The following is a 24819-nucleotide window of genomic DNA, read 5'->3' as shown; positions in this document are numbered from 1 at the left end:
TTATGTGTCAATATCACCTACTTGTGGGTTATAACCACAATAGGCTACCTAACCTAAAAATAAAAAACACATTGCTGTAAATTTAACCTTTGATGGTAAACACGACTTATATTATTTACGTTGAAATTCTGAATTTGTATTCCACGTTGGCCATTGCTCTTGCTCAGAAATATCAAAACCTACCTTATAAAACAATTGTAAGTCTTGAACAGCACCCGATAAATCCCATTCATCTCTATAACGATCACATGGTTGATGGTAACAACCGCGAAGTACTAAGCTCATACGTTTACGGTAATTAGCCGTTTCTTCATCAGCAGCTACTGTGCCGCCACCGGCGTACATGGCTGGAATACCCATGTTAGCAAATGCAAAGTGATCAGAGCGGTAATAACCACCTGATGATGGTTTAGGATCGCCTGATATTGTTCTGCCTTGCTCTTTAGCTGCAGTTGCTAAAAACTCATCCATTTGTGATTTACCAATACCAACCACATTCATGTCTTTTACTTTGCCTAATAAATTTAAGCTATCCATGTTTATGTTAGCGACTGTTTTATTCGCTGCAATCACTGGGTTTGCTGCATAGTATTTAGAGCCAAGTAAGCCTTGCTCTTCAGCAGTTACCGCTAAAAATGTCATTGAACGGCTAGGGTGCTTAGGTAACTTAGTAAAGGCTTCAGCTACTTCAATTAGCCCAGCTGTACCCGTTGCGTTGTCATGAGCACCGTTATAAATTTGATCGCCTTTACGTGTTTTGTCTGTACCTAAGTGATCCCAGTGAGCTGAGTAAATAACATGCTCATCTGGTTGCTCGCTTCCTGGTAACGTGGCAATAAAGTTATACGACACTGATTTTTTAATCGTATTTTTAACATTAACAGAAGCAGTTAAATCGCCCATATCAACATGGTAAGCACCTTTAGCAGCATTTGTTTTAACGGTATCAAAATCTAAACCTGCTTTAGTGAAAAGCTCTTTTGCTACGTCAGTTGTAACCCAGCCTTCAACAGCTACACGATCCATATTGTTGTTTTCTTTTTGAAAACCAAACTGCTCACCACTCCAAGAGTTTTCAACTACTGACCATGGGTATGACGCAGGTGCTGTTTCGTGAATAATAATTGCGCCAGCTGCACCTTGTCGACTTGCTTCTTCATATTTGTATGTCCAACGACCGTAATAAGTCATTGCGTCGCCAGTAAATAAAGCAGGGTCTTTTGTTGCAAAGCCCGGATCGTTAACCAGCATTACAACCGTTTTGCCCTTAACGTCTAACCCTTCGTAGTCATTCCAATTGTACTCAGGTGCATTAACGCCGTAGCCCACAAATACGAGTTCAGAATTTTCTATGCCTTCTTGTGCGCTAATGCGGCTGCTACCCATAACCATGTCTTTTTTATATTGATAGTCTTTACCACCAATACTAAGGGCCATATTCGAATCAGCTTCTAAAGAAACCAATGGCACTTCTTGTAAGTAACTGTCGCCATTACCGGGTTCTAAGCCTAAAGCTTTAAACTGCGCAGTTAAATAATCAAGCGTTAGCTTTTCGCCAGGTGATGAAGGAGCACGGCCACCAAACTCATCCGATGCGAGTACTTTTACATGTTTAGCCAATTCATCAGCTTGAATACTGTTATAACCATTTGTCACATCAGTAGGGGTAATACTTGTTGTTGCGCAACCTGCTAAAACAGCCGTAGCGAGGAGTGTGAGAGAGAAATAATGTTTCATGTCAGCTCTTTTTTGTTTTAAGTTGTGATTAGTATATTAACTTCTATTAAGCAGAACCAGTTTTTGCGGTAAACTTCTCGTAAATTATAGGCATAAATTGTTAAAGGTTTAAATGAAGCGTTTTACTCCCCCGAGCAGTGGCAAATCAGTAGTTTAGAAACAGGTGCATTTGCGCATTTACGTGAGCTATTTAAAGTTAACGAACTAACAGATTGGCCGGCGCCGCAGTGGTTTTCTCCATTTTTAACCGCTATAAATGAGAATAATATTCCTATTACTTTTGAAGATGATGCAAAGGTAGAGTTTGGCGATCGCTATTACGAGCAAGTAATTTTTGAAACGGGTGTTGTACCTACACGCAGTGAAAATTGGCATGACTTATTTGGTGGGTTTGTATGGTGTTTATTTCCAAAAACAAAAGCGTTAATAAACCATCGACATGTGCAAGATATAGCTGAGCATGGACTGCAACAGCGTACCAAGCATCGTAATGCACTAACGCTTTTTGATGAATGTGGCGTTGTATTAGCTATAAGTGAGAGTAAATGGCAGCAGTGGCTTTGCGATCACCAATGGAAAACTGCATTCGTTGAACACAGACATGAGTGGGGTAAAACAATAAAACCTTTTATGTTTGGTCATGCTAATTATGAAATGCTAACAAAGCCTTATATAGGTTTAACGGGTAAAGCGTTATTTGTTTGTGTACCTAATGAAATATTTTGTAAAGATTTAGTAACTCAATACCAGTACCTTGACCAAGCCCTTTATGAGATGATTAATACAGATAACTGCTTAGCCGATAACAAAAAGCTTTCACCACTGCCTTTATTAGGTGTGCCTGGCTGGCATGACGAAAACAAAGACGACTCTTTTTACAACAATACAGATTATTTTAGATCGAAACGAAGGATGCGAACATGATAGAAGTTGCTGGGCTTAAAAAGAAATTTAAGCTAACTAAAGTTCACAAAAAAAATAAAATAGACGACATCGATCCTCGTGAAGATAAAGACTACTTTCACTCAGTACGAGACGTTAGTTTTAGTTGCGCTAAAGGTGAGGTACTTGGATTGCTCGGCCCAAATGGTGCGGGTAAAACGACGACACTTAGAATGATTTCAACCGCGTTAAAGCCCGATGAAGGCTCAATAACGATTGCCGGAAACGATATTGTAAAAAAACCGCTACTGGGCCGTAAGTCTATTGGATTTTTATCAGGCTCTACGGGGTTGTATGGCCGCTTAACTGTAAAAGAAAACATAGAGTATTTTGCAAAGCTTCATGGCATGAACAAAAGCGATATAGCATCGCGTTGTGATGAGCTATTTACATTGCTTGATATGCACAAATTTGTAGATAAACGGGCAGAAAACCTTTCAACAGGTATGAAGCAAAAAGCAAATATAGCGCGTGCAGTTGTTCATCGCCCAGCAGTTGTGGTACTTGATGAGCCAACAACGGGCCTTGATATAATGACAACACAAACCGTTATTAAATTTATCAAAGGTTTAAAAGCGCAAGGGACGCCTGTTATTTTCTCAACCCATCATCTAGATGAAGTTGCACTTTTATGTGACAGTGTCGCTGTAATTAACGAAGGTATTAGCTGTTTTGACGGGACAGTAGAAGAGTTTAAACAAGCAGGTAATAGTGATGAGCTTAACCAAGCGTTTATGAATATATTAACGGAGAAACATGATGTTTGAGGTATTTAAAAAGGAATTAAGAGAGTTATTACGCGATAAAAAAACGCTATTATTTGTAGTCGCGCTCCCTGTTGCTATATTTCCGTTATTGTTTGCCGTAATGGCATTTATAAGCTCGCAAGCTGCAATGGACGCTGAGCAAAAAGTAAACACTTACGCGATTATCAACGGTGACTACGCACAAGAGTTTACAGATAAAGTGTTTTATCACAAAAGTTTTGAGCTTTATAAAGGGGATAAAACCTTTAACAATATAGATGAGCTTAAAGCAGGTGTAATCGCTGGCGATATTGATATGGGTATTTATTTACCAAGTCATGCTGTGCAAACATTGGACGATGGAAAACAAAGCCAGTGGCAGGTTGTTTTTAACGATTCAAAATCTATCAACTTTTTATTCGAACGCGTTAAAGAACTCGCAAAAGAATACAGTGACGTGCTGCAAACTCAAAAGCTAATCAGTTTTGGTATTGAAGAGTCTGTTCAAAAATCTATTCTTAATCCGATTGAAGTCATAAAAGTGGATACAGCCGATAAACGTGAAAACCTTGGCGAAAAAATTGGCGGGTTTTTACCTTATTTACTTATTCCATTAGTATTGATGGGGGCAACTTATCCCGCTATTGATTTAGGCGCTGGCGAAAAAGAACGCGGCACGCTAGAAACACTCCTACTTACACCTATTACGCGTACAGAGCTGGTGCTTGGTAAATTTATAACCTTGTTAACTACATCCATTGCCTCCACAACCATAACGGTCTTAAGTATGGGCTGCTGGATAGCACTGGCGCTCGCATTTGCCGATCTTGATTTTATTAAAGCGGCATTTAGTACATTAGCAGTTACCGACTTACTGATGATATTTTTACTATTATTACCGGTTGCAGCTATATTTTCGGCCTTAGCTCTGGCTATATCTATCTATGCTCGCACGTTTAAAGAAGCGCAAAACTATATGGCACCACTTAGTATGGGCGTATTTTTCCCGATTATTATTTCAATAATGCCAAATATGGAACTCACTGCTAAAACAGCATTTATTCCAGTTACAAACGTGGCTTTAGCGATTAAAGAAATAGTAAAAGGGACTGTTGATTACACATTCATAGGCTTAATATTTTTAGCCACTGCAATCATTGCTGCAGGGCTACTGGCCTTTTGCGTTAAGTGGTTTAATCGCGAAGATGTACTTTTTAGATGATATAAAGTTATCCTGGCTTTGGTAATTTATTACCAAAGCCAGTAATCGTATATTTAAGTTTTATAGCAGCGTTTAGCTGCTATTTTTATATGTTGATTTTAATTATGGAAATCATCAATAATACCAATACCCTTAATTACGTGATCTATTTTTAAGTAAGAAAATAGTGTTGATAACAAAGCAAAAACTTCTTTATTTAATTGTTATCACTAATTGCTCTACCTCCTGCATCCATGCAGTCGCATAACAGAAATTTTAACGCAGTTAAAGTCAGATTTAATCCCTGAAGTTGATCAAGTATTATTGCGGATTGGTATAAAAAATCTTTTAAACAGCTGTTTATGAATGTTGCTCTCATGGTCATTAGTTCCCAATGTTCAGATCTGTTCAGAACGTATTAACGTACTCTATGCTTATAATTACCTCGGTGTTTATTAATTTAAGTTAGGCGTGTTGAACTTTTGTGGGTGAAATCTCAAAAATAGACCTGTTTTTTAGTCAAAATACAGCCTAAATAATGTGGTGTCACTTATAAGGGATTATTTATAAATAGGCGATAGCGCAGCATAAATGCCAAACATACGCTGCCAATTGCATTCTCCCTTATGACTATTGACTCTTTGCCGCTTATATTGAGATAGGTAAAGCGCGTTAGTAATCTGCAGACATTTTACTTATTCTTAATGTAAGTCAGTAAGGTAACGCAGAAGCAGCTAGCTAGCCCAAAGGTTATAAACCATGTGCCGCGATATAGGCCCTTGACGGAACAAATTTCAATCTTGAATGATAAACAGGGCGTAATGCTGAAAAACTATACGTAAATAGTTACCCGTTACTAATAAAATAATTGCACGGTTAATACATAAATGGATTTACGATGCCATCTCAGATTATCAATCTTTAAGTAACTAAAAGCTAAATATTGAAAATTACCCCTTATAGACCTGTAAGCTCTGGTTTTTAGGATATTTAATTGTTTAATACTCTATACTGTTTAGTAGTTCAATTTAGTGGCGAAAGTAAATGTTAAAAAAGAATATTTTTTTAAGAAGCACAAAAAATAACAAGCTGATACTTTTGGTAGTAATAACATTTATAGTTATTTCATTACCCTCGCTTTATTTATTTGAGAAAAAAGTAAGAAGTGACGTTTATAATACGGCTCAAATTGAATTAAAAAGAGAATTAGAAACAAAAACGCTGTCTTTAAAAAAGCACTTTAAAGACAGCGTTACTGCTATCCGATTTCTAGATGCTACACCACCAATCCAAGGTATTTCTCGCGCCTCAGAACATAAATTGATAGATCCACTATTGGGTACGCCAATTGCGGTCTGGCAAGAGCGCTTAGCAAGTATATTTTCGGGTTTTATGCGCACAGACGAAAGCATATTACAGGCACGTTATATTACACTAGCAGACGGTGGCCGAGAAGTTGTTAGGGTCGATCGCACTGAGCTCGGCAGCCTAGTTAGGCTCGATGGAGAACAATTACAACAAAAAGGACAACGTGACTACGTAATTAAAGCCAGTATATTAGATGCAAATTCAGTTTACATTTCCCCTATAAATTACAATCGAGAAAATGGCGAAATACAGCAGCCTTACATTAGTACTTTTCGAGTTGCTAAACCTGTTTTCGACGAACATAAGCAAGTGTTTGCAGTACTAGTCACTAATTATTTTGCAGACGAATTATTTAAAAGCTTAATTGTAGAGTCTCCAAGGGGCATTGCTATTTACTTAATGAATAATGAAGGTGAATTTTTATACCATCCAGATACTGACTTACGATTTGGCTTTGAGTTTAACCAAAGTAGGACTTGGGATGATGAATTTAATGAAGCCGAAGAAATGTCTGTTGGCAATACACTGCCAATAAATAGTTACCCTCAACAATACTACTTAAAAAAACGGATTTATTTTGAAGGAGATATCGCGATGCTCCCTCTTGAATTAGCTGTTAGCTTAAATACTCATGATTTATTATTGAAAGTGAGTGAAAGGCGACAAAATTTCATTATTTTACTCGTAGTGTTTTTTAGCATATTTTTAATAATAACCTCTATATATCAAAGATTCATAAACCGTAAATTACTTATACATTCATTGAAAGAGCAAAATAACAAAGTAATAGAAAATTCTTTGGACGCTATTTTTACAATTGAAGAAACGGGACAAATTGTTCATTTTAATAACACGGCTAAAAATGTATTTGGCAGTACTCTCAAGGACAAAGAAAACGATTTCATTTCACTATTCAACTTAAATAAAGCGGATATTAATTGTATTGAAGAAACTATAATTGATGGGGCAAAAATGCCCTTCGAAGCTATTTATACTGATGCATTTGGTAACAAGCAATTTTATTCGATAACACTCAGTAGTATTTTTGATGTGTATAACAACCGCTATCAAGTTGCTGCGATTTTAAGAAATATTACTTCACTGAAAAACATACAATCAGAACTTGAAGGTTTAAATAGTACTTTAGAGCTTAAAGTATCCCAAAGAACCATAGAACTAGAACGCGCTATGAGATCAAGCCCTAGCAGCGAGCCAAGCAAAAAGTGACTTTGTTGCTAACATTTCTCATGAAATTCGTACCCCAATGAACGGCGTATTAGGCATGCTAGAAATGTTAAAAGAGGAGGGGCTATCTGAGCAACAGCATCATTATTTAAAATTAGCTAACAGCAGTGCACATTCATTAATGAACTTAATTAATGACATCTTAGACTTCTCTAAAATTGAAGCCGGAAAACTCGATATTGATAATCATACTTTTGATGTTGTCACCGTATGCAGTGATATGATTACTTCTTTAGCATTGCAAGGACAACGAAAAGGACTTGAAGTTTTTTAGATACAAAAGACGTTATCGACCGGATGGTGATTGGTGACAGTCACCGCTTAAAACAAATTTTGATAAACTTAGTTAATAATGCCTTTAAGTTTACCCACAAAGGTGAGGTTAGCTTAACAATTGGCTCTAAGTACATCACCAATTCTAAACTGTTAATGAGTTTTACGATCAAAGATACCGGGATTGGTATTGCTCCTGAAAATTTAGATAGATTATTCGAGGTGTTTACACAAGAGGATTCAAGTACGACTCGTCACTTTGGTGGAACAGGTTTAGGTTTATCTATTTGCAAAAAGTTAGCCCAGTTGATGGGAGGTAATATTACGGTTACTAGTAAAAAAGGGATTGGCAGTGTTTTTATTGCTACGGTAGAGTTGCATGTTGCACAGCAGAAAAAGTTAAATACCAGCATTGAATTAGCGACATCAATTAACGTGGCAACATTAATTGCGCGTGATAACGTATTTAACAACGTCACAAATTTACTAGTACACGCGTGTAAAATAGATAAGGATAAAATTGTCCGCTTAGATTATTTTAGTGGACATAGTGCATTTGATGCCGACTTATTAATTATAGATGATGAGCATCCACAAATTGATGCCCTCATTAGTTTTTGTAATCAATATGATAAGAAATATGTGCTGATTTTACGTGATATGGTAGTAAACAAGCAGTCTACGATAGTGGCCGAATATAGCCATATTTTAAATAAACCACTTACCCAAGATCAGTTTAGCTACAAGTTAGCGAGTTTATTCGGCGCAAATAATGAACTTGTGGTTGCAGCAGCTAACTATTTAATTGAAGAACCTATAGAGCCAGACTTATCGAATTATAATGTATTATTAGTTGATGATAATATGATCAACGTTGAAGTTGCTAAAGCTATTTTAAAACATACGAAAGTAAAAATAACCACCGCATCAGATGGCTTAGAAGCATTAGAGGTATTAAAACTACATGAGCGTAAAACCTTCGATATTATTTTAATGGATTGTCAAATGCCAAATCTCAACGGTTACGATGCTACTAGCGCAATAAGAAGTGGTAAAGCGGGAAGTGAATATTCGTATGTGCCAATTATTGCTATGACAGCAAGTGCGATGGAAGGCGACAGAGAGCGCTGTTTAGCTGCAGGGATGAACGATTATATTACTAAGCCAATAAAGCCACAAACGCTAAAGAGTAAGCTATTAACTTGGTTAAACTGAATCACATCCATTGTGTAAGTGTTCAGCTGCTATGCAGCTGATTTTTTTGGTTTAGCTTCTACTGAGCTGACTATCGGTGCAGCTAGTTTTGTAATATCAGCACTGTCGAGCACGGTTTGCGTATCTGACCAATGTAATAACTCAATTTTTCCATCTTTTTGCTCTACAAGTGCCGTGCAGCTCTCAATCCAATCCCCATCGTTGCAATACATAATCCCATCATCCACTTTTATTTTAGGGTGATGAATATGTCCACAAATAATACCATCTACTTTTTGTTTTTTAGCTTCGCGGATAGCGGCATCCTCAAAGGCTTCAATAGCTTCACGGGCTTTGTGTACTCGCGCTTTGATCCACGCGGCAAGTGAGTAGTAATTCCCACCAAATATTTTACGTATACGATTGGTCCAGCGATTTAAAAATAATAAAAAGTCGTATCCTGCATCCCCCGCAATACTAACAAGTTTGTTATAACGAGTCGCTGAATCAAAGTCGTCGCCGTGTATAAGTAAAAACCGTTTATTAGCTTTAGTGGTGTGAATAAACTGCTGGTGGATTTCAACACCAAATAATGTTTGATTTATATAGTTTCTAAACGCTTCATCATGATTACCGGGAATATAAATGACACGTGTACCGCTAGCTGCTTTTGTTTGTATGCAGTTTAATACTTCATAATGAGAAGGGTGCCAATAAAACTGTCGCTTCATAGACCATAAGTCAATAATATCACCCACTAAGTAAAGTGTGTCAGATTCTACCGAGTTTAAAAAATCAAGTAAGTAATCAGCTTTACAATCTTTGTAACCTAAATGAACATCAGATATCCAAATGGCTGGATAATGTTGTTTTTTACGCAGTTGATTGTTTGTCATGCCCGTCATCCATAGTGTAATAATTAAACACTGTAGATAAATCTAATGACACTTATGAGACACTTTAACGAAGCCTCCATGACAATTTATACCAAGGCACGTAATTAAAAGATTTCTACAAAGCTAGGAAAGGTGAGTCATTGAGCAGCTATTATTACGCATAAAAAAGGCCGCATTTTAAATGCGGCCTTTTAGTCTATTTTGAGCGTGCGTGTTATTAACCTTTAACAGCCGCTTTAATTGCTTCAATTGCAGTGTCAATATCAATCATTAGCTTTTCACCGGTGCGGCGGTTTTTAAGCTCAACTTTATTCTCGTCAAGGTTACGCTCACCAATTACCAGCGTAAATGGTACACCAATTAGCTCCATGTCATTAAACATAACACCAGGGCGCTCTTTACGGTCATCAAATAACACATCAAGACCAGCATCTTTTAAACCTTGGTAAAGGTTATTTGCAATATCAGGAATACGATGCGATTTGTGCATGTTCATTGGAACAATCGCTAAATCGAATGGTGCGATTGATTTTGGCCAAATGATCCCGTATTGATCGTTGTTTTGCTCAATAGCAGCAGCAACAATACGTGAAACACCAATACCGTAACAACCCATGGTCATGGTTTGGTTTTTACCACCTTCGTTTAATACTCCCGCTTTCATTGCTTGTGAGTATTTAGTGCCAAGTTGGAATATATGACCTACTTCAATACCGCGTTTTATTTGTAAAACGCCTTGGCCACATGGGCTCATATCGCCTTCAACAATATTACGAATATCAGCAACTTCGTAATCAGTTACGTCACGATCCCAGTTAATACCGCTGTAATGCTCGTCGTCTTTATTAGCACCGGCAACAAAATCAGCAAGGATATTAGCGGCTCTATCAACAATAATAGGCATAGATAAGCCCACAGGGCCTAATGAGCCAGGTTTTGCACCAATAACAGCAACAATATCTGCCTCTGTTGCCATTTCAAGCGGAGAGTCTACTAATGGGTGCTTTTCAGCTTTTAATTCATTTAAATCATGATCGCCACGAAGTACAAGCGCCACTAAACCACGTACTTCGTTTTCATCAGGCGTACCATAAACAATTAACGTTTTAACACCGCGATGTGGCTTAACGCCGTAGTGTTTTTTAAGCTCGCTAATAGTTTTAGCGTCAGGGGTTGGAAACGCTTTAAGCTCTTTTGATGCTTCAGGGCGAGGATCGTTTGGTGCAAGCGCCTCTGCTTTTTCAATATTAGCGGCATAGTCGCTGCCATCACTAAATGCAATGGCATCTTCACCTGATTCAGCAAGTACATGAAACTCATGCGATACGCTTCCGCCGATAGAGCCTGTATCTGCGATAACAGGACGGTAATCAAGACCTAAGCGCTCAAAAATATTACAATATGCCTTGTGCATCGCTTGATATGTTGCATCTAAACATTCTTCACTTAGGTGAAAAGAGTAGGCATCCTTCATTGTAAATTCACGAGCACGCATCACACCAAAGCGAGGACGGCGTTCGTCGCGTACTTTAGTTTGTACTTGGTATAAAGCAACTGGTAACTGTTTATAGCTATTAATTTCTTTACGGACGAAATCAGTAATCACTTCCTCGTGCGTTGGTCCAAGTGCAAATGTACGGTTATGACGATCAGTAAAGCGCATTAGCTCAGGACCAAACTCATTCCAACGACCAGACTCTTCCCACAAATCAGCAGGTTGAATAACTGGCATTAGCATTTCAATGGCGCCAGCTTTGTCCATCTCTTCACGTACAATGTTTTCTACTTTACGTAGCACACGTAAACCAGAGGGTAACCAAGTGTATAAACCCGAAGCGACGCGACGGATCATACCGGCTCTAAGCATTAACTGATGTGATACGATTTCAGCATCTGATGGCGTTTCTTTAAGTGTTGCGAGTATATATTGGCTTGTACGCATGTTTTTTCCGAAATAGAGTAATTATGTTCTTTTAATAGAGCTTAAGTTTAACAGCGGATGCTTTTACACTAAAGCGCTAAGTGAGTTATTTAGTTTTTTTCTATGCTTGTTACTAGGTTATGCTCGCCATTGACTTGCCAGCGAATATTATAATTGTACAAAGTCATACCGTAGCTTTGCTCGCCATCTTTTTGTTTTTTATAGGCAGGGCGGGGATCTTGTTTTAAAACATTAGCTATAAAATCATGTAAATCTGGGTACTGTGTTTGCGCATCAACAAACTCAATTGCCTGAGGGCTAAATTCAACCGTCATTTGTGTTTCTGGGCGTGTATCTGCAAAGCCAGCACTGGCGTCAAACATAGCATCTGAATAAGGTAAGTACGGTTTAATATCGATAATGGGTGTGCCATCAAGTAAATCAATGCCAGCGAGTAATAAACTAAGTTGTCCGTTTTTATACTCAATACCTTCGAGCTTTACTGCGCTCATACCAATCGCGTTTGGTCTAAATGTAGCGCGGGTAGCAAATACACCTTTTCGCTCATTCCCACCTAAACGAGGTGGGCGAACCATGGCAGAATAACCTTTATCGGCCGTTTCATGAAAACGAAATAATAACCAAATATGAGTAAATTCATCTAAACCACGTACAAACTCTTCGCGATTAAAATCAGGTGCAAAAATAAGTTTTGCCTTGGCTTGTGGCACTAAACGAGGTTGCCTAGGTATAGCAAACTTTTGTTTATAAGGGGATTCAATGTGGCCAATAGCCGAAATGGTATAATCGCTCATAGTACTCGGATACAAATAAAATAGAGCGCTATTCTACCTTTATTTAGCGGCTATGGCATTAATGTGAATAAGTTTATTATTTATAGGCTGCTTGGTTTATATGATGAAAATTAACAGGCCTTAAAACAAAAAAGGGTAAGCTCTTAAGCTTACCCTTTTAATACATGTTAAAGACTCATTAAAACATGTATTGAACTGATACAGATGCTACATCCATGTCTGGATCAATATCATCGTCAAGTTTGTAACGTTCATACTCTAAACGAAATTGAACATTTGTTGTAAGCGCATATTCAATACCTGCACCGTAAAACGCATCTCCACCATCTGTAGAGGTTGATATACTTCCTACTGGTAGGTCTTGTGTGTAGTCTGCGTCCCATTCAAGCCAACCACCTTTTGCGTATACAGTGAAGCTTTCAGATAGAGGAAGCCCTAGGCGTGCGGCAAGTGATACGCCATCAATCTCAGCTTTACTCTCTATGTCACTAACTTCATCAAAGTTTTGGTAAGCAAGCTCTAAGCTTAAGTACTCGTTAAATTGAGTACCAACATACCCTTTGAGCATTTGTGCATCGTCGTCAAAGTCAGTGTCGTTGTCACTGTCTTCAAACTCAAAAGAATATTGACCGTAACCGATACCAGTATAAATACGTGGAGAATCAAAATCAGAAATATCAGCGTGTGCTGCTGTGTTAAAACCCAGTGTTGCTAATGCAAGTGCAGAAAGAGAAAGTGTTTTAATCATTGTGAATAGCTCCTTTACAAATTAAAAATTAATGTTCGATTAAGTCAATCAAACTTCAATTTAATAAGTGCAGTGAACATGCCAATTTTAAAAACAAGTAAAAACCCCTCATAATACCTACTTTAGTACTGGTTATCGCAAAGGGGTTGTTTGGTTTTTAAGCAATGCGAGCTTTTGTAGTGATTTGTTTTCTAAGCAGTTTTGTACGTTTTACAAAACAACATGAGTTTTTTACAAAGCTACATTTTGAATTTACAGAACAGCTAAAAGTTATACATTGTGTAACAGGTTTTCAGTTTCAATTGCTATTTCTTTCATTTTAATAGCGTAGTTTTCTAATTTTAAATCTTCGTCTGTCACAGCTTTAAATTCAGGCACTTCTACTGGATAACCCGTTTCATCCATTGCGACAAAACTTATAACACAGTGATTTGTTTCAACCATATTTTGTGTTTTTGGATCGCCACAACGTACTTGAATAAATATCTGCATACTTGTTTTACCGGTATGCGCTATTTTAGCTTCTACTTCGACAATTTGCCCTACTAATATTGGACGTCTAAATTTAACCCCAGCAACTGACACAGTCACACAATAATGACCACTCCAGCCAGCTGCACATGCATAACCAGCTTGGTCAATCCACTTCATGACGACTCCACCATGAACTTTACCACCAAAATTTACATCGGTAGGCTCTGCTAAAAAACGAAAAACAACTTTTGACGACGGCATAGATATTACTCATTTATTAATACTGCATATGAGCATAGCGCAAAAAAGGGGCCGAAGCCCCTGCAATTTAGGATATGTTTATAATTTATATGTAAAAAACGTAGTTATACAACTATACGACGCATAATTTAGTTACATATTAGGGTAATTTGGTCCACCAGCGCCTTCAGGTGTTACCCACGTAATGTTTTGGCTGGGGTCTTTAATATCGCAAGTTTTACAGTGCACACAGTTTTGGGCATTAATAACAAACTCTTTATTGCCTGCTATTTCTTGTACTTCGTAAACGCCAGCAGGACAATAACGTTGTGCGGGTTCATCAAATTTAACTAGGTTTACGTTAATAGGAATTGACGCATCTTTAAGCTTTAAATGACACGGCTGTGATTCTTCGTGGTTAGTATTTGATAAAAACACACTTGAGAGTTTATCAAAGCTAAGTTGTCCATCTGGTTTTGGATACGCAATTTTGTCAGCAGCTTTTGCATCAACAAGGGTAGAGTGATCGGGCGTATTATCTTTAAATGTAAACGGTAAACCGCCATTAAAAATATTTTGATCAAGCGTGTTATACGCACCACCTATAAACTTACCAAGTTTGTGCATTGCAGGGCCAAAGTTACGAGATTGATATAGCTCTTTATATGCCCACGATTGCTCAAACGCTGTCTGGTATTTAGTTAAATCGGTATTTGCTAACTCATTTTGCAGCGCTTCGAAAATAACCTCAGCGGCAATCATTCCCGATTTCATTGCTGTGTGATTACCTTTAATTTTTGCAAAATTAAGTGTGCCTGCATCGCACCCTACAAGTAAACCACCAGCAAAATGCATTTTTGGTAATGAATGCAAGCCACCTTTAGCAATAGCACGCGCACCGTAAGCAATACGTTCAGCGCCTTCAAGTACGTTTTTAAAAACTGGATGGTGTTTCATTCGCTGAAACTCATCAAACGGACTCAAATGTGGGTTTGCGTAATTTAAATCAACAATTAAACCAACAACGACTTGATTGTTTTCACTGTGATACATAAATGCACCACCATTAGTATCGCCGCTAAGTGGCCAACCTGTACCATGAACTACCTTGCCAAGCTCATGTTTACTTTCATCAATTTGCCAAATTTCTTTAAAGCCTAAACCGTAATGCTGCGGCGATGAACCTGCATCAAGTGCAAACTCATTAATTAATTGTTTACCTAAATGACCACGGCAACCTTCTGCAAAAATAGTGTATTTTGCACGAAGCTCCATGCCTGGCATGTAACCGTCTTTTTCATTACCGTCTTTGTCTACGCCCATATCGCCAGTAATAATCCCGTTTACTGCTTTATCTTCAATTATTAAAGAGTGTGCGCTAAATCCTGGAAAAATCTCGACGCCTAAGTTTTCAGCTTGCTCTGCAAGCCATCGACACACGTTACCCATAGATACAATGTAGTTACCATCATTATGAAATGTTTTTGGTGTAGCAAAGTGGGGGATTGATGTCGCTTTTTGCTCGTTGTTAAACCAATAAATTTCATCGTTAGTTACTTTGGTTGTAACCGGTGCGCCAAGCTCTTGCCAATTAGGTAGTAGTTCATCCAAAGCTTTGGTTTCAAAAATAGCCCCAGAGAGTACATGTGCACCTACTTCCGAACCTTTTTCGACTACGCAAATCATGCACTCTTGTTGTTTTTCTTGTGCTAATTGCGCGAGTTTAATTGCACTTGAAAGCCCAGCAGGGCCTGCACCAACAATTACTACATCAAATTCCATGGTTTCACGTTCGACCATAATAACCTCTTTATCTATGACGGACTTATTTGAATGTTTACTACGCATTTAAATAAGGTGTACAGCCTATTTTTAACCTTGCAAATTAAACGTTACAGACTGTGAATAGTTAAAGGTTATTTTAGGTTGACGTTTACGTCAACAGGAAGTAGTCTAATTTCATAAAATAAATAGGTTGACGTGCACGTTACCTTGTAGGTTTAAATAATTATGGAGTTCCTATGAAAGTTCTCGTACCAATAAAAAGAGTGATTGATTACAACGTAAAAGCACGCGTTAAAAGTGATAACAGCGACGTTGATTTAACCAACGTAAAAATGGCAATGAACCCGTTTTGTGAGATTGCCATAGAAGAAGCAATTCGCCTCAAAGAAGCCGGCACAGCCAGTGAAGTGGTTGCCGTAACTATTGGTCCTAAAGCATCGCAAGAACAATTACGTACAGCATTAGCATTGGGTGCCGACAAAGCCATTCACATCGAAACCGATGAAAAGCTCGAGTCACTCCATATTGCAAAGCTACTCGCTAAAATTGTAGAGCAAGAAACGCCTGAACTTGTAATTTTAGGTAAACAGTCAATCGATTCAGATAATAACCAGACAGGTCAAATGCTAGCGGCTTTAACTAAACGTGGCCAAGGTACATTTGCATCCAAGGTTGTTATTGAAAATGGCAAAGTAAACGTGACCCGCGAAGTTGATGGGGGCCTGCAAACGGTAGCACTTAACTTACCAGCGGTTGTTACAACTGATTTACGCTTAAACGAGCCTCGTTACGCATCACTGCCAAATATTATGAAAGCCAAACGTAAGCCGCTTGAAGTAATAGCAGCTGATTCTCTTGGTGTTGATTTAACACCGCGTATTCAATTAATAAGTGTAGAAGAGCCAGCTAAACGTACCGCAGGAATTATTGTTGAAGACGTTGCACAGCTTGTAGAAAAATTAAAAACAGAGGCAAAGGTGATTTAAATGAAAACACTCGTAATTGCAGAGCACGACAACGGTGCCTTAAAACCAGAAACCTCAAAAACTATTAACGCTGCAGTAAAAATGGGTTTTCCTATTGATGTGCTTATTGCAGGGAACAGTCTAAGCGCAATGAGCTCACAAGTGGCCAGCATTGATGGCGTAGCTAATGTTTTAGTTGCCGATAATAGCGTTTATGAACATCAGTTAGCTGAGAGCATGACCGATTTAGTGTTATCACTTAGCGACACCTACAGCCACATTGTTGCAAGTGCTACTACAACAGGTAAAAACTTTATGCCACGTGTTGCTGCGTTATTAGATGTTGCGCAAATTTCTGAAATTATCGCAGTACTGGACGCCGATACATTTAAACGTCCAATTTATGCAGGTAATGCAATCGCAACAGTTAAATCACTCGATAGTAAAAAAGTAATTACCGTACGTGCAAGTAGCTTTGATTTACAAGGTGAGCAATCAGCTGCTGCTATAACAAGCATTGATACAGTGTCTGATTCGCAATTAAGTAGCTTTGTAAGTGTTGAACAAACAGAGTCTGAACGACCTGAACTTACAGCAGCTAGTGTGGTCATATCGGGTGGTCGCGGTATGCAAAACGGTGAAAACTTTGCACTACTTAATGGTATTGCCGATAAACTCGGTGCTGCGATTGGTGCGTCGCGCGCAGCGGTTGATGCAGGCTTTGTACCTAACGACATGCAAGTAGGGCAGACCGGTAAAATTGTAGCGCCTAACTTATACATTGCCGTGGGGATTAGCGGTGCTATTCAGCATTTAGCGGGCATGAAAGACTCAAAAGTAATCGTCGCGATTAATAAAGACCCCGATGCACCTATTTTTCAAGTCGCTGATTACGGTTTAGTGGCTGACTTATTTGAAGTACTGCCACAGCTTGAAGGCGCTTTATAACGCTTAATCGAGCAAAATTTATTCTGGTTGAAAGCCGTGGTGCTCTTTGAGTGCTGCGGCTTTTTTATTCGGTTAATTCAAGACACAAAAAAACCAGCCAATTGGCTGATTTTTAGTATTTATAAACATCTTACTAAATATTAGTAAGTTGCGCTGCCTTTAGTACGAGGGAAGGCAATAACGTCACGTACGTTGCCCATACCCGTTACATAAGCAACTAAGCGTTCAAAGCCTAAACCAAAGCCTGAATGTGGCACGCTACCGTATTTACGTAAATCGCGGTACCAGCTGTAATCTTCTTTGTTTAAGCCCATTTCTTCTAAGCGTGCATCAAGCACATCAAGGCGTTCTTCACGTTGTGAACCGCCAATGATCTCACCAATACCAGGTGCTACAACGTCCATTGCGGCAACGGTTTTACCGTCTTCGTTTTGGCGCATGTAGAATGCTTTAATATCACGTGGGTAGTTTTTAATAACTACCGGTGCTTTAAAGTGCTCTTCAGCTAAGTAACGCTCGTGCTCAGACTGTAAATCTACGCCCCATTCAACAGCGTACTCAAACTTTTTGCCACAGTTTTTAAGGATTTCTACAGCGTCTGTGTAGTCAACTTGTGCAAAGTCTTTATCTACAAACTCTTCTAAACGCGTAATTGCGGTTTTTTCTACACGTTGTGCAAAAATTCCATGTCATCACGGCGCTCTTCAAGTACCGCTTTAAACACATACTTAAGCATGTTTTCAGCCAGTTTTGCTATATCTTCTAAATCAGCAAACGCAACTTCTGGCTCTACCATCCAAAATTCTGCAAGGTGGCGAGATGTATTTGAATTTTCTGCGCGGAATGTAGGGCCAAATGTATAAATTTTTGACATTGCAGACGCGTAAGTTTCGCCATTTAACTGACCAGATACAGTAAGGAATGCTTCTTTACCGAAGAAATCTTCGCTGTAATCAACATCGCCTTTGTCTGTAAGTGGTAAGTTTTGCATATCAAGCGTTGATACACGGAACATTTCTCCAGCGCCTTCACAGTCACTTGCCGTAATAATTGGCGTGCTGATCCAGTAAAAGCCTTGCTCGTGGTAAAAACGGTGAATAGCTTGTGCTAAACAGTTACGTACACGAGTTACCGCGCCAATCATATTTGTACGAGGGCGAAGGTGAGCGTGCTCACGTAAGTACTCAATGCTGTGGCGCTTTGCCGACATTGGGTATGAATCTGGGTTTTCTACCCAACCTAATACAGTCACTGAGTTAGCTTGAATTTCGTAAGATTGACCTTGGCCAGCAGATTGAACTAAAACACCAGTAACCGACACAGAACAACCGGCTGTTAAGCTAGTAACTTCATCATAATTATTCAGTGAATTAGGAACTACCGCTTGAATAGGATCAAAACACGAACCGTCATGAACGGCTAAAAATGAAATTCCTGCTTTTGAATCGCGGCGAGTACGGATCCAGCCCTTAATTGTTACTTGGCTGTCTACCGCAACATTGCCTTTTAATAGCTCTGAAATCGCTAAATGGCTCATCTTCACTCCAATGATATAAGTTGCCTAACTATTTTATTTTAACTGTGCGCAACGCTCGGGCATTAATTGCACATAAACGGCGCTGCACTTGAACCCTGTATCTTACCTAGTAAAGTTAAATAAAAAAACTATTGTGGGCAACTCTTTAAAAGTTTTTATGCATGCGGTTTATTTTTAAGCAGTTTTAGAAGGTTTATTACTTCTAATGTTATTTGTTACTCTCAAATTTAGTGATTTTGTGGCATTATTAACAAACTAATTAAATTTATTTTTATTCACACTTAAAAAATCGATGCTATGAAACAAGTTTTTATATTACGTGGGCTACCTGGAAGTGGTAAGTCTTATTACGCGCAAAACCTTGCCGACGAATTAGGCGGCGCTGACGAAAGCCAGTACCTAATTTGCTCAACAGATGATTACTTTATTAATGAGCAAGGCGAGTATCATTTTGACAAGTTTAAGTTGCCGCAATTTCACAATTTAAATTTAGCGCGTTTTATAAATGCACTTTCCCAAGGCACGCCTTTGGTAATTGTAGATAACACTAATATTAAAAAGTGGGAATTTGTAGCGTATTCGCAAGCGGCTATCGCTTTAGGTTATCAAGTAAAAGAAGTGATAGTGGGTGAAGTGAAAGACAAATCAATGCAGCATTTATACGCTAAACGCAACTCCCATCACATCCCACTTAAAACGATTAGCAAAATGGCGTACATGTTTGAGTGGTAATCACTTAGAGATTAGATAAGGCTTTTATATCGCATTGTGTAATGGCATCTAAATGAGCAGTGATTTTTTCATTGCTCCAATCCCACCAAGCTATATCTAGCAGCGTATTTATTGTTTTATCGTCAAATCTGGTTTTTATCACTTTAGCGGGATTTCCACCTACAACGCTATAAGCAGGTACATCGCAGGTAACAACTGATTTACTGGCAATAATAGCGCCACTGCCAATTTTTACCCCGGGCATAATTGTAGCGTTATAACCAATCCAAACATCATGACCAATTTCTGTATTGCCTTTAAAGGGTAAATCATTTGATTTTGGTGCAAATTTTTCCCAGCCATTACCAAATATAAAAAATGGATAAGTAGAAAATCCAGAAGTTTGATGGTTAGCGCCATTCATTATAAAAGTAACGTCTTTAGCTATCGCACAAAACTTACCTATGATCAGACGATCCCCAATAAAATCGAAATGGTAAAGCACATTTTTTTCAAAATTCTCAGGACCATCAGGATCGTCATAATATGTATAATCGCCTACTTCAATATTGGTAGAAGTAATATAGTTTTTTAAAAAACCTACTTGAGGAAAACCTTCCATTGGTGAAGGATTATTGGGGTTTGGTCCGTTCATGAGGTTTCCTCTTAATTTTGAGTTAGGTATAGATATTAATCTATAGATTTATAAACGGCTAGTGGGTGCGATGTGCTTAGTGATACATGCACTTCATCGCCAGGGTTTACCACAACTTCATGGCTTACTCGGCTGGTTACAACAGTAGAGCATGCAAGTTTTACAGCGCACAAGCGGCTGCCACCTTCAAAACGTACCCAAATTACTTCGCCGTTATTGCCAACACTGCTTTGAACAAGTAACACATCGTCTGGTCGAAGTAGTACATCAACGTCGCCACTTTCACAGTCAACGCCATGAGCGGGAGCATTACCAATTGAGGTAATGGCTTGTCCTTGGCTAAATTGGCCGCTAATAAAGCTGGCTTCACCTAAAAAACGTGCTACAAAGCGATTGTTTGGGGTACTAAAGCAGCGCTCGGGTGTATCGATTTGCTGAATTTTACCGCCTTTAAGCACACCAACACGATCGCCAACTGAGAGTGCTTCTTCTTGGTCGTGTGTTACCCAAATCGCAGGTACGCCAGCGGCTTTAAGTGCGTTTCTAATATCCCAACGAAGCATGTCTTTAAGGGCGGCATCTAAGTTTGAAAGCGGCTCATCAAGCAATACAAAATCAGGTTGGTGGGCAAGGGTGCGCGCAAGTGCAACACGTTGCTTTTGTCCGCCAGAAAGCGTTGCTGGTTTTTTATCTCTAAAATCGTTCAGTCCAAGTAGGTTTATCCAATACTCGGCAGGGGCTGTATCTTTTAATCTAAAGCAAATGTTTTGCTGTACGGTTAAGTGCGGAAATAACGCAAAATCTTGAAACACCATACCTACACTGCGTTTTTCAGGAGGTAGTGTTAATTTGGGAGTAGCGCGCCATTTACCCGTGTTTATTTCGCCTTCGCTAATAGGTATAAGGCCAGCAAGGGCTTGTAAAATTGTACTTTTACCACAACCTGTTGGCCCTACAAGCATAAGGATTTCGTTTTCACCCAGCGAAAAGTTTAAATCGCTTACTACGCGGTTACTGCCATAATCTATAGACAACTGACTTACAGATAGCATTATTTTTTAAATCCTTAATGTTCAAACTGGTTGCGTTTTTCGCCAGACATCATAATAGCTAACCCGCAGGCAGATATCACTACTAACAATAACCCTGGAATAGCAGCGCGACCAAAGTAGCCCGCTTCGTATACACGCCATAAATAGGTAGAGAGTGTTTCAAACCCTGTTGGGCCAAGGAGTAGCGTGGCTTCTAGTTCGCGCATTGACTCTAAAAACACCAATGCTGCACCGGCAATAATACCGCGCATAGTTAAAGGCAGTGTTATACGAGTAAATACTTCACGTGGGCTTGCCCCTAATACGCGCGCAGACTTTACTAAGCTTGGATCTAAGTGTTCGGTGCTTGTTCTAACAGAGCCTACAGCAAGTGGTAAAAATCGCAGCATATAAGCAATAATAAGCAATCCCAGTGTTTGATATAAAAACGGTAACTGCAAACCACCGTAAACAAGCGCTGTGCCCATTACTATGCCCGGAATACCAAAACCAAAGTAAGTAACACGCTCCATTATACGACCCGCTTTTCCACTCAGTGCGGCATGTGCAACGGGGATCGCAACGATAACAGCTACAATTGCCGCAATACCTGATGCATACGTAGAGTTCCATGCAATATTAAAATCAAATGAGCTAAAACCATCGCGAGCTAACCAAAGCGAAAATATAGCCAAAGGCAAGCCAATAGCGAGTAGTAAAACAGGTGCAAACGTAACAAACATGGCACTTAACTGTAATTTACTTGGAAATAAAATTAACGGGCGACCATGGCGCTCAGGCGCTGTTTTTATTTGTGATTCAACTAAAAGTAAAAAACCGACAATAACCATCAGTTGAAGTGAAAGCATTGCAGCGCGTCCTAACGCAAAAGCGTTGTATTCAACGTAAATTACGCGGGTAAACGTATCTAAGCGCATCATTGCGGGCGTACCAAAGTCTGATAACGTATAAAGGGCGACTAACAAAGAGCCTGCTGCAATACCGTTAACTACGCGCGGTAGTATTACTTTAAATATACTTTGCGTCATCGACATGCCCAGCGTACGCGCGGCATTAACCATGCTCGCGTCAAGGCTCAGTAAAGATGAGCGAGTTGTCATCATTACAAACGGGAAGGTATACAGCGTCATTACAATGGCGGCACCTGTTAGGCCATACATTGATGGTGTTTCTATTCCTGTTAAGGTATTTATTTCGCCACCGGGGCCAAAAGCAGCATAGAGTGTAAATGCGCCAATATAACTGGGAATTGCCAGCGGGGCTGCAAATACAACCAGCCAGAGCTTTTTAAATGGTAAATGCACATACGCGCTAATAAACGCCAGTGGCACTCCAATTAAAATAGATCCGAGTACCGTTAAACCCATTAACGATAACGTGTTACCTAAAATTTGCAGATTGTGGGTGTCAAACACTGAGCTTGCATCGCTTGCAAGCACAATTAATACATAAACAGGGGTTAGCGCAACAAGCGCTGCAAGCAGCGCCATTGGATAAGAGGCAGGTATTTTCATTACAATACGCCGCTGCTTCGCATCAAATCTATAGTAGGGCGTAAATCAGCTAGCTGTGTTAAATCTACTTTAGGTGGGGAAATATTAGCAAGTGACGGTAAACCCTCTGGTTGGGTAATACCATTTACTAACGGAATTTCGTACGCTTCACTGGCTAAGTAACCTTGTACTTCTTTACTTAGTAAGTAACGCATAAAGTTAGTAGCAAGCGGATCGTCGTTAAGCGCTAATACACCCGATGCATTAACTAAACAGCCCGCATCATTTTGTGTAAATGCTAAATCTAGCTTGGCATCAGGCTTACCTGATTTTAAACGCAAAGTGTAATAGTGATTTGCAAAACCAATATCAACTTCACCGCGCTCAACGCCCATAACAACACCTAGCTCGCCGGCGTATGTTTTAGCACGTTTTTGAATCTTTTTAAGCCACTTAGCGGTTTTGTCGTCGCCTTCTAAAATTCGCATTGCGGTTACAAACGATTGAAAAGAAGCGTAGGCGGGCGCCCAGCCAATACTTAAATCGCTGTCGGCAATTTCCATAATACTTGTTGGAATTTGCTCTTTGGTTAAACGCGACGTGTTATATGGCAATGTACGAATACGGCCAGTTACAGGTGCCCACTCTTTATATCTAAATTGTGGTTGTAACTGAGCAGATAAATCACCTGGGATAGGTTGTGCAAGACCTGCATCGGTTACCAAACCTATAGCACCTGAATCAACCGCCCAAAATAAATCAGCGCGGCGAACACCGGCTTTAGCTTCTGCAACAATGGTATTCGCTAAAGCAGCAGTAGGACCTCGGCGAATGCCTAACTTAAAGTCTGGATTTTTTTCTGGATTGCTTGTAATACGTTTTCATACAAGCCACCTTCGCCTCGGCCTAAATAAAGGGTTAACTCACCTTTAAGCTTTGGTAAATCGTCAACAGAAACAGGGTTTGCTATATCAGCGGCTAGCGCACGAGAAAGAGGCAGTGGCAATGAGCCAACCACCCCTAACGCAGCTAGGCCTTGAATAAAGGTCCTACGCTTCACTTAAAATACATCCTTACGAGCTTTTTCGGCTTTTTCTATTAAAACCTTAGCGCGGTCTAATTTTGTTTGCATATCACTGATCACATCGCGTACTTCGTCTACGCTTTTGCTGTTTTTAATGGCTTGTGGCAGTGTTACGTTAAAGTCTTTTTCCAGCACTTCAACTAGTTTTGCATCTTGTTCAATAAGAGTACCTTCAACGCCTTCAAACAGGTGCAGATAAGTATCGTGAACAATTTCAGTTGCTTCGTCTCGTAAACGCTCAGCAAATTTAGCTACTACACGGTCTAATTTGTGCTTAATTTCATCAATTGTGGCACTTTGTGTCATTTCTTTTGTAGCGGTTGCTTTTACAGTGTCTAACAAGCCTTTTTGCTGGAATTTTGCAGCAAGCTTAACAGCCCCAAGACCTTGCCACAAGGCTATGTTCATCGCTTTTTGTTGTTTACGAACTTCCTCAGCAGGCTGCTTATTATCAATGGCCATTTTTACGCCATAAAGACCCTGCCAAATAGAAGCGTATACCGGTACAAAGTTAGTTTCTATTGCGCTGTGAAACTTAACTGATTCCCAATATTCAATTAAATCATCAGTTTTTACAGATTTTGCGCCTTTAGTATCGTAGTCGCTTACCATGGTATCAACTTTGCCTACCATCCATTCTACTTCTTCTGCGTAACTTTTAAGGTTAGCTTGAAGATGATTAACATGCTCGCCAATAGGGCCGTTAGCTAATACTGGTTGAGCCATAAACGCCGAGGCTAGTAAAAGGCTTGCACCTAAAGTTTTGGCTGGTTTAAATAGTAATTTCAT

The 24819-nt window shown here is 39.3% G+C and carries 19 protein-coding genes and 3 pseudogenes; 9 read left to right on the top strand and 13 right to left on the bottom strand.

Translation table 11 applies throughout. The features are described from left to right. Positions 1 to 111: 111 nt before the first annotated feature. Positions 112 to 1737 (bottom strand): M28 family metallopeptidase, encoded by a 1626-nt coding sequence (locus P4S71_RS18415; RefSeq protein WP_337151243.1) that lies wholly within the window; start codon positions 1735 to 1737, stop codon positions 112 to 114. Between the two features lie 112 nt (positions 1738 to 1849). Between P4S71_RS18415 and P4S71_RS18410 the strand changes: the two are divergent. The 6 genes and pseudogenes from P4S71_RS18410 (at position 1850) to P4S71_RS18385 (ending at position 8727) form a co-directional block, all read left to right on the top strand. Continuing rightward, positions 1850 to 2661: pseudogene (locus P4S71_RS18410) on the top strand (DUF3025 domain-containing protein). Next, the gene (locus P4S71_RS18405) at positions 2658 to 3446 is read left to right on the top strand and encodes an ABC transporter ATP-binding protein (RefSeq protein ID WP_337151242.1); all 789 of its coding nucleotides are present in this window, start codon (positions 2658 to 2660) and stop codon (positions 3444 to 3446) included. The pseudogene P4S71_RS18410 and the gene P4S71_RS18405 overlap by 4 nt, the downstream one beginning before the upstream one ends. Further along, positions 3439 to 4647 (top strand): ABC transporter permease, encoded by a 1209-nt coding sequence (locus P4S71_RS18400; protein ID WP_096793171.1) that lies wholly within the window; start codon positions 3439 to 3441, stop codon positions 4645 to 4647. Before P4S71_RS18405 ends, P4S71_RS18400 begins: the two co-directional genes overlap by 8 nt. Positions 4648 to 5724: 1077 nt before the next feature. Next, the gene (locus P4S71_RS18395; RefSeq protein WP_337151241.1) at positions 5725 to 7221 is read left to right on the top strand and encodes a PAS domain S-box protein; all 1497 of its coding nucleotides are present in this window, start codon (positions 5725 to 5727) and stop codon (positions 7219 to 7221) included. Positions 7222 to 7258: 37 nt separating this feature from the next. Continuing rightward, complete coding sequence (locus P4S71_RS18390) at positions 7259 to 7513, top strand: sensor histidine kinase (RefSeq protein ID WP_337151240.1); 255 nt, start codon at positions 7259 to 7261, stop codon at positions 7511 to 7513. Between the two features lie 23 nt (positions 7514 to 7536). Next, complete coding sequence (locus P4S71_RS18385) at positions 7537 to 8727, top strand: ATP-binding protein (protein WP_337151239.1); 1191 nt, start codon at positions 7537 to 7539, stop codon at positions 8725 to 8727. A 29-nt stretch (positions 8728 to 8756) separates the two neighbouring features. Here P4S71_RS18385 and P4S71_RS18380 read toward each other — a convergent pair whose 3' ends face one another. The 6 genes from P4S71_RS18380 to P4S71_RS18355 form a co-directional block, all read right to left on the bottom strand. Then, positions 8757 to 9602 (bottom strand): UDP-2,3-diacylglucosamine diphosphatase, encoded by an 846-nt coding sequence (locus P4S71_RS18380; protein WP_337151238.1) that lies wholly within the window; start codon positions 9600 to 9602, stop codon positions 8757 to 8759. 217 nt (positions 9603 to 9819) lie between these two features. Further along, positions 9820 to 11544: a proline--tRNA ligase gene (locus tag P4S71_RS18375; protein WP_337151237.1), complete on the bottom strand. Its 1725-nt coding sequence runs from the start codon at positions 11542 to 11544 to the stop codon at positions 9820 to 9822. Between the two features lie 89 nt (positions 11545 to 11633). Next, positions 11634 to 12338 (bottom strand): tRNA (N6-threonylcarbamoyladenosine(37)-N6)-methyltransferase TrmO, encoded by a 705-nt coding sequence (tsaA, locus tag P4S71_RS18370; protein WP_007375775.1) that lies wholly within the window; start codon positions 12336 to 12338, stop codon positions 11634 to 11636. Between the two features lie 178 nt (positions 12339 to 12516). Continuing rightward, the gene (locus P4S71_RS18365) at positions 12517 to 13086 is read right to left on the bottom strand and encodes an outer membrane beta-barrel protein (RefSeq protein WP_337151236.1); all 570 of its coding nucleotides are present in this window, start codon (positions 13084 to 13086) and stop codon (positions 12517 to 12519) included. Positions 13087 to 13356: 270 nt separating this feature from the next. Beyond that, entirely contained in the window at positions 13357 to 13821 is a 465-nt protein-coding gene (locus tag P4S71_RS18360) for an acyl-CoA thioesterase (protein WP_007375777.1), read from the bottom strand. A gap of 132 nt (positions 13822 to 13953) precedes the next feature. Beyond that, positions 13954 to 15600 carry an electron transfer flavoprotein-ubiquinone oxidoreductase gene (locus P4S71_RS18355; protein ID WP_033039053.1) on the bottom strand — a complete coding sequence of 549 codons (1647 nt, stop codon included), beginning with the start codon at positions 15598 to 15600 and terminating at the stop codon, positions 13954 to 13956. A 221-nt stretch (positions 15601 to 15821) separates the two neighbouring features. On the opposite strand from P4S71_RS18355, the gene P4S71_RS18350 reads away from it, so the two are divergent. Together P4S71_RS18350 and P4S71_RS18345 are read left to right on the top strand one after the other, a co-directional pair. Further along, positions 15822 to 16571, top strand: a complete 750-nt coding sequence (locus P4S71_RS18350) for an electron transfer flavoprotein subunit beta/FixA family protein (protein ID WP_290294379.1) — start codon at positions 15822 to 15824, stop codon at positions 16569 to 16571. Beyond that, positions 16572 to 17498, top strand: a complete 927-nt coding sequence (locus P4S71_RS18345) for an electron transfer flavoprotein subunit alpha/FixB family protein (RefSeq protein ID WP_337151235.1) — start codon at positions 16572 to 16574, stop codon at positions 17496 to 17498. It begins immediately after the preceding gene. 140 nt (positions 17499 to 17638) lie between these two features. On the opposite strand, the pseudogene asnS reads toward P4S71_RS18345, so the two are convergent. Beyond that, positions 17639 to 19035, bottom strand: a pseudogene (asnS, locus tag P4S71_RS18340) (asparagine--tRNA ligase). A 297-nt stretch (positions 19036 to 19332) separates the two neighbouring features. Here asnS and P4S71_RS18335 point away from each other — a divergent pair. Further along, a complete protein-coding gene (locus P4S71_RS18335; RefSeq protein ID WP_008133749.1) occupies positions 19333 to 19767 on the top strand; it encodes an AAA family ATPase in 435 nt (144 codons plus the stop codon). 4 nt (positions 19768 to 19771) lie between these two features. On the opposite strand, the gene P4S71_RS18330 is transcribed toward P4S71_RS18335, so the two are convergent. From P4S71_RS18330 to P4S71_RS18310, 5 genes and pseudogenes are all read right to left on the bottom strand, one after another. Next, on the bottom strand, positions 19772 to 20401 hold the full coding sequence (locus P4S71_RS18330) for a Vat family streptogramin A O-acetyltransferase (RefSeq protein ID WP_337120396.1): 630 nt from the start codon (positions 20399 to 20401) through the stop codon (positions 19772 to 19774). Between the two features lie 35 nt (positions 20402 to 20436). After that, the gene (locus tag P4S71_RS18325) at positions 20437 to 21453 is read right to left on the bottom strand and encodes an ABC transporter ATP-binding protein (protein WP_337151234.1); all 1017 of its coding nucleotides are present in this window, start codon (positions 21451 to 21453) and stop codon (positions 20437 to 20439) included. 14 nt (positions 21454 to 21467) lie between these two features. Beyond that, positions 21468 to 22967, bottom strand: a complete 1500-nt coding sequence (locus P4S71_RS18320; protein ID WP_002961234.1) for an ABC transporter permease — start codon at positions 22965 to 22967, stop codon at positions 21468 to 21470. Next, positions 22967 to 24006 (bottom strand): annotated as a pseudogene (locus P4S71_RS18315) (extracellular solute-binding protein). Before P4S71_RS18315 ends, P4S71_RS18320 begins: the two are co-directional and overlap by 1 nt. Next, complete coding sequence (locus P4S71_RS18310) at positions 24007 to 24819, bottom strand: hypothetical protein (protein ID WP_337151233.1); 813 nt, start codon at positions 24817 to 24819, stop codon at positions 24007 to 24009.

This window comes from Pseudoalteromonas sp. B62 (assembly GCF_037162565.1).
Classification (GTDB): Bacteria; Pseudomonadota; Gammaproteobacteria; order Enterobacterales; family Alteromonadaceae; genus Pseudoalteromonas; species Pseudoalteromonas fuliginea.
Note: the sequence above shows the minus strand (reverse complement) of the source record. Positions and strands in the feature narration are given on the sequence as shown.

Coding starts and splice junctions, on each gene's coding strand:
- P4S71_RS18415 (WP_337151243.1), bottom strand. CDS start 1,737: ATGAAACATTATTTCTCTCTCACACTCCTCGCTACGGCTGTTTTAGCA.
- P4S71_RS18405 (WP_337151242.1), top strand. CDS start 2,658: ATGATAGAAGTTGCTGGGCTTAAAAAGAAATTTAAGCTAACTAAAGTT.
- P4S71_RS18400 (WP_096793171.1), top strand. CDS start 3,439: ATGTTTGAGGTATTTAAAAAGGAATTAAGAGAGTTATTACGCGATAAA.
- P4S71_RS18390 (WP_337151240.1), top strand. CDS start 7,259: ATGAACGGCGTATTAGGCATGCTAGAAATGTTAAAAGAGGAGGGGCTA.
- P4S71_RS18385 (WP_337151239.1), top strand. CDS start 7,537: ATGGTGATTGGTGACAGTCACCGCTTAAAACAAATTTTGATAAACTTA.
- P4S71_RS18380 (WP_337151238.1), bottom strand. CDS start 9,602: ATGACAAACAATCAACTGCGTAAAAAACAACATTATCCAGCCATTTGG.
- P4S71_RS18375 (WP_337151237.1), bottom strand. CDS start 11,544: ATGCGTACAAGCCAATATATACTCGCAACACTTAAAGAAACGCCATCA.
- tsaA (WP_007375775.1), bottom strand. CDS start 12,338: ATGAGCGATTATACCATTTCGGCTATTGGCCACATTGAATCCCCTTAT.
- P4S71_RS18365 (WP_337151236.1), bottom strand. CDS start 13,086: ATGATTAAAACACTTTCTCTTTCTGCACTTGCATTAGCAACACTGGGT.
- P4S71_RS18360 (WP_007375777.1), bottom strand. CDS start 13,821: ATGCCGTCGTCAAAAGTTGTTTTTCGTTTTTTAGCAGAGCCTACCGAT.
- P4S71_RS18355 (WP_033039053.1), bottom strand. CDS start 15,600: ATGGTCGAACGTGAAACCATGGAATTTGATGTAGTAATTGTTGGTGCA.
- P4S71_RS18350 (WP_290294379.1), top strand. CDS start 15,822: ATGAAAGTTCTCGTACCAATAAAAAGAGTGATTGATTACAACGTAAAA.
- P4S71_RS18345 (WP_337151235.1), top strand. CDS start 16,572: ATGAAAACACTCGTAATTGCAGAGCACGACAACGGTGCCTTAAAACCA.
- P4S71_RS18335 (WP_008133749.1), top strand. CDS start 19,333: ATGAAACAAGTTTTTATATTACGTGGGCTACCTGGAAGTGGTAAGTCT.
- P4S71_RS18330 (WP_337120396.1), bottom strand. CDS start 20,401: ATGAACGGACCAAACCCCAATAATCCTTCACCAATGGAAGGTTTTCCT.
- P4S71_RS18325 (WP_337151234.1), bottom strand. CDS start 21,453: ATGCTATCTGTAAGTCAGTTGTCTATAGATTATGGCAGTAACCGCGTA.
- P4S71_RS18320 (WP_002961234.1), bottom strand. CDS start 22,967: ATGAAAATACCTGCCTCTTATCCAATGGCGCTGCTTGCAGCGCTTGTT.
- P4S71_RS18310 (WP_337151233.1), bottom strand. CDS start 24,819: ATGAAATTACTATTTAAACCAGCCAAAACTTTAGGTGCAAGCCTTTTA.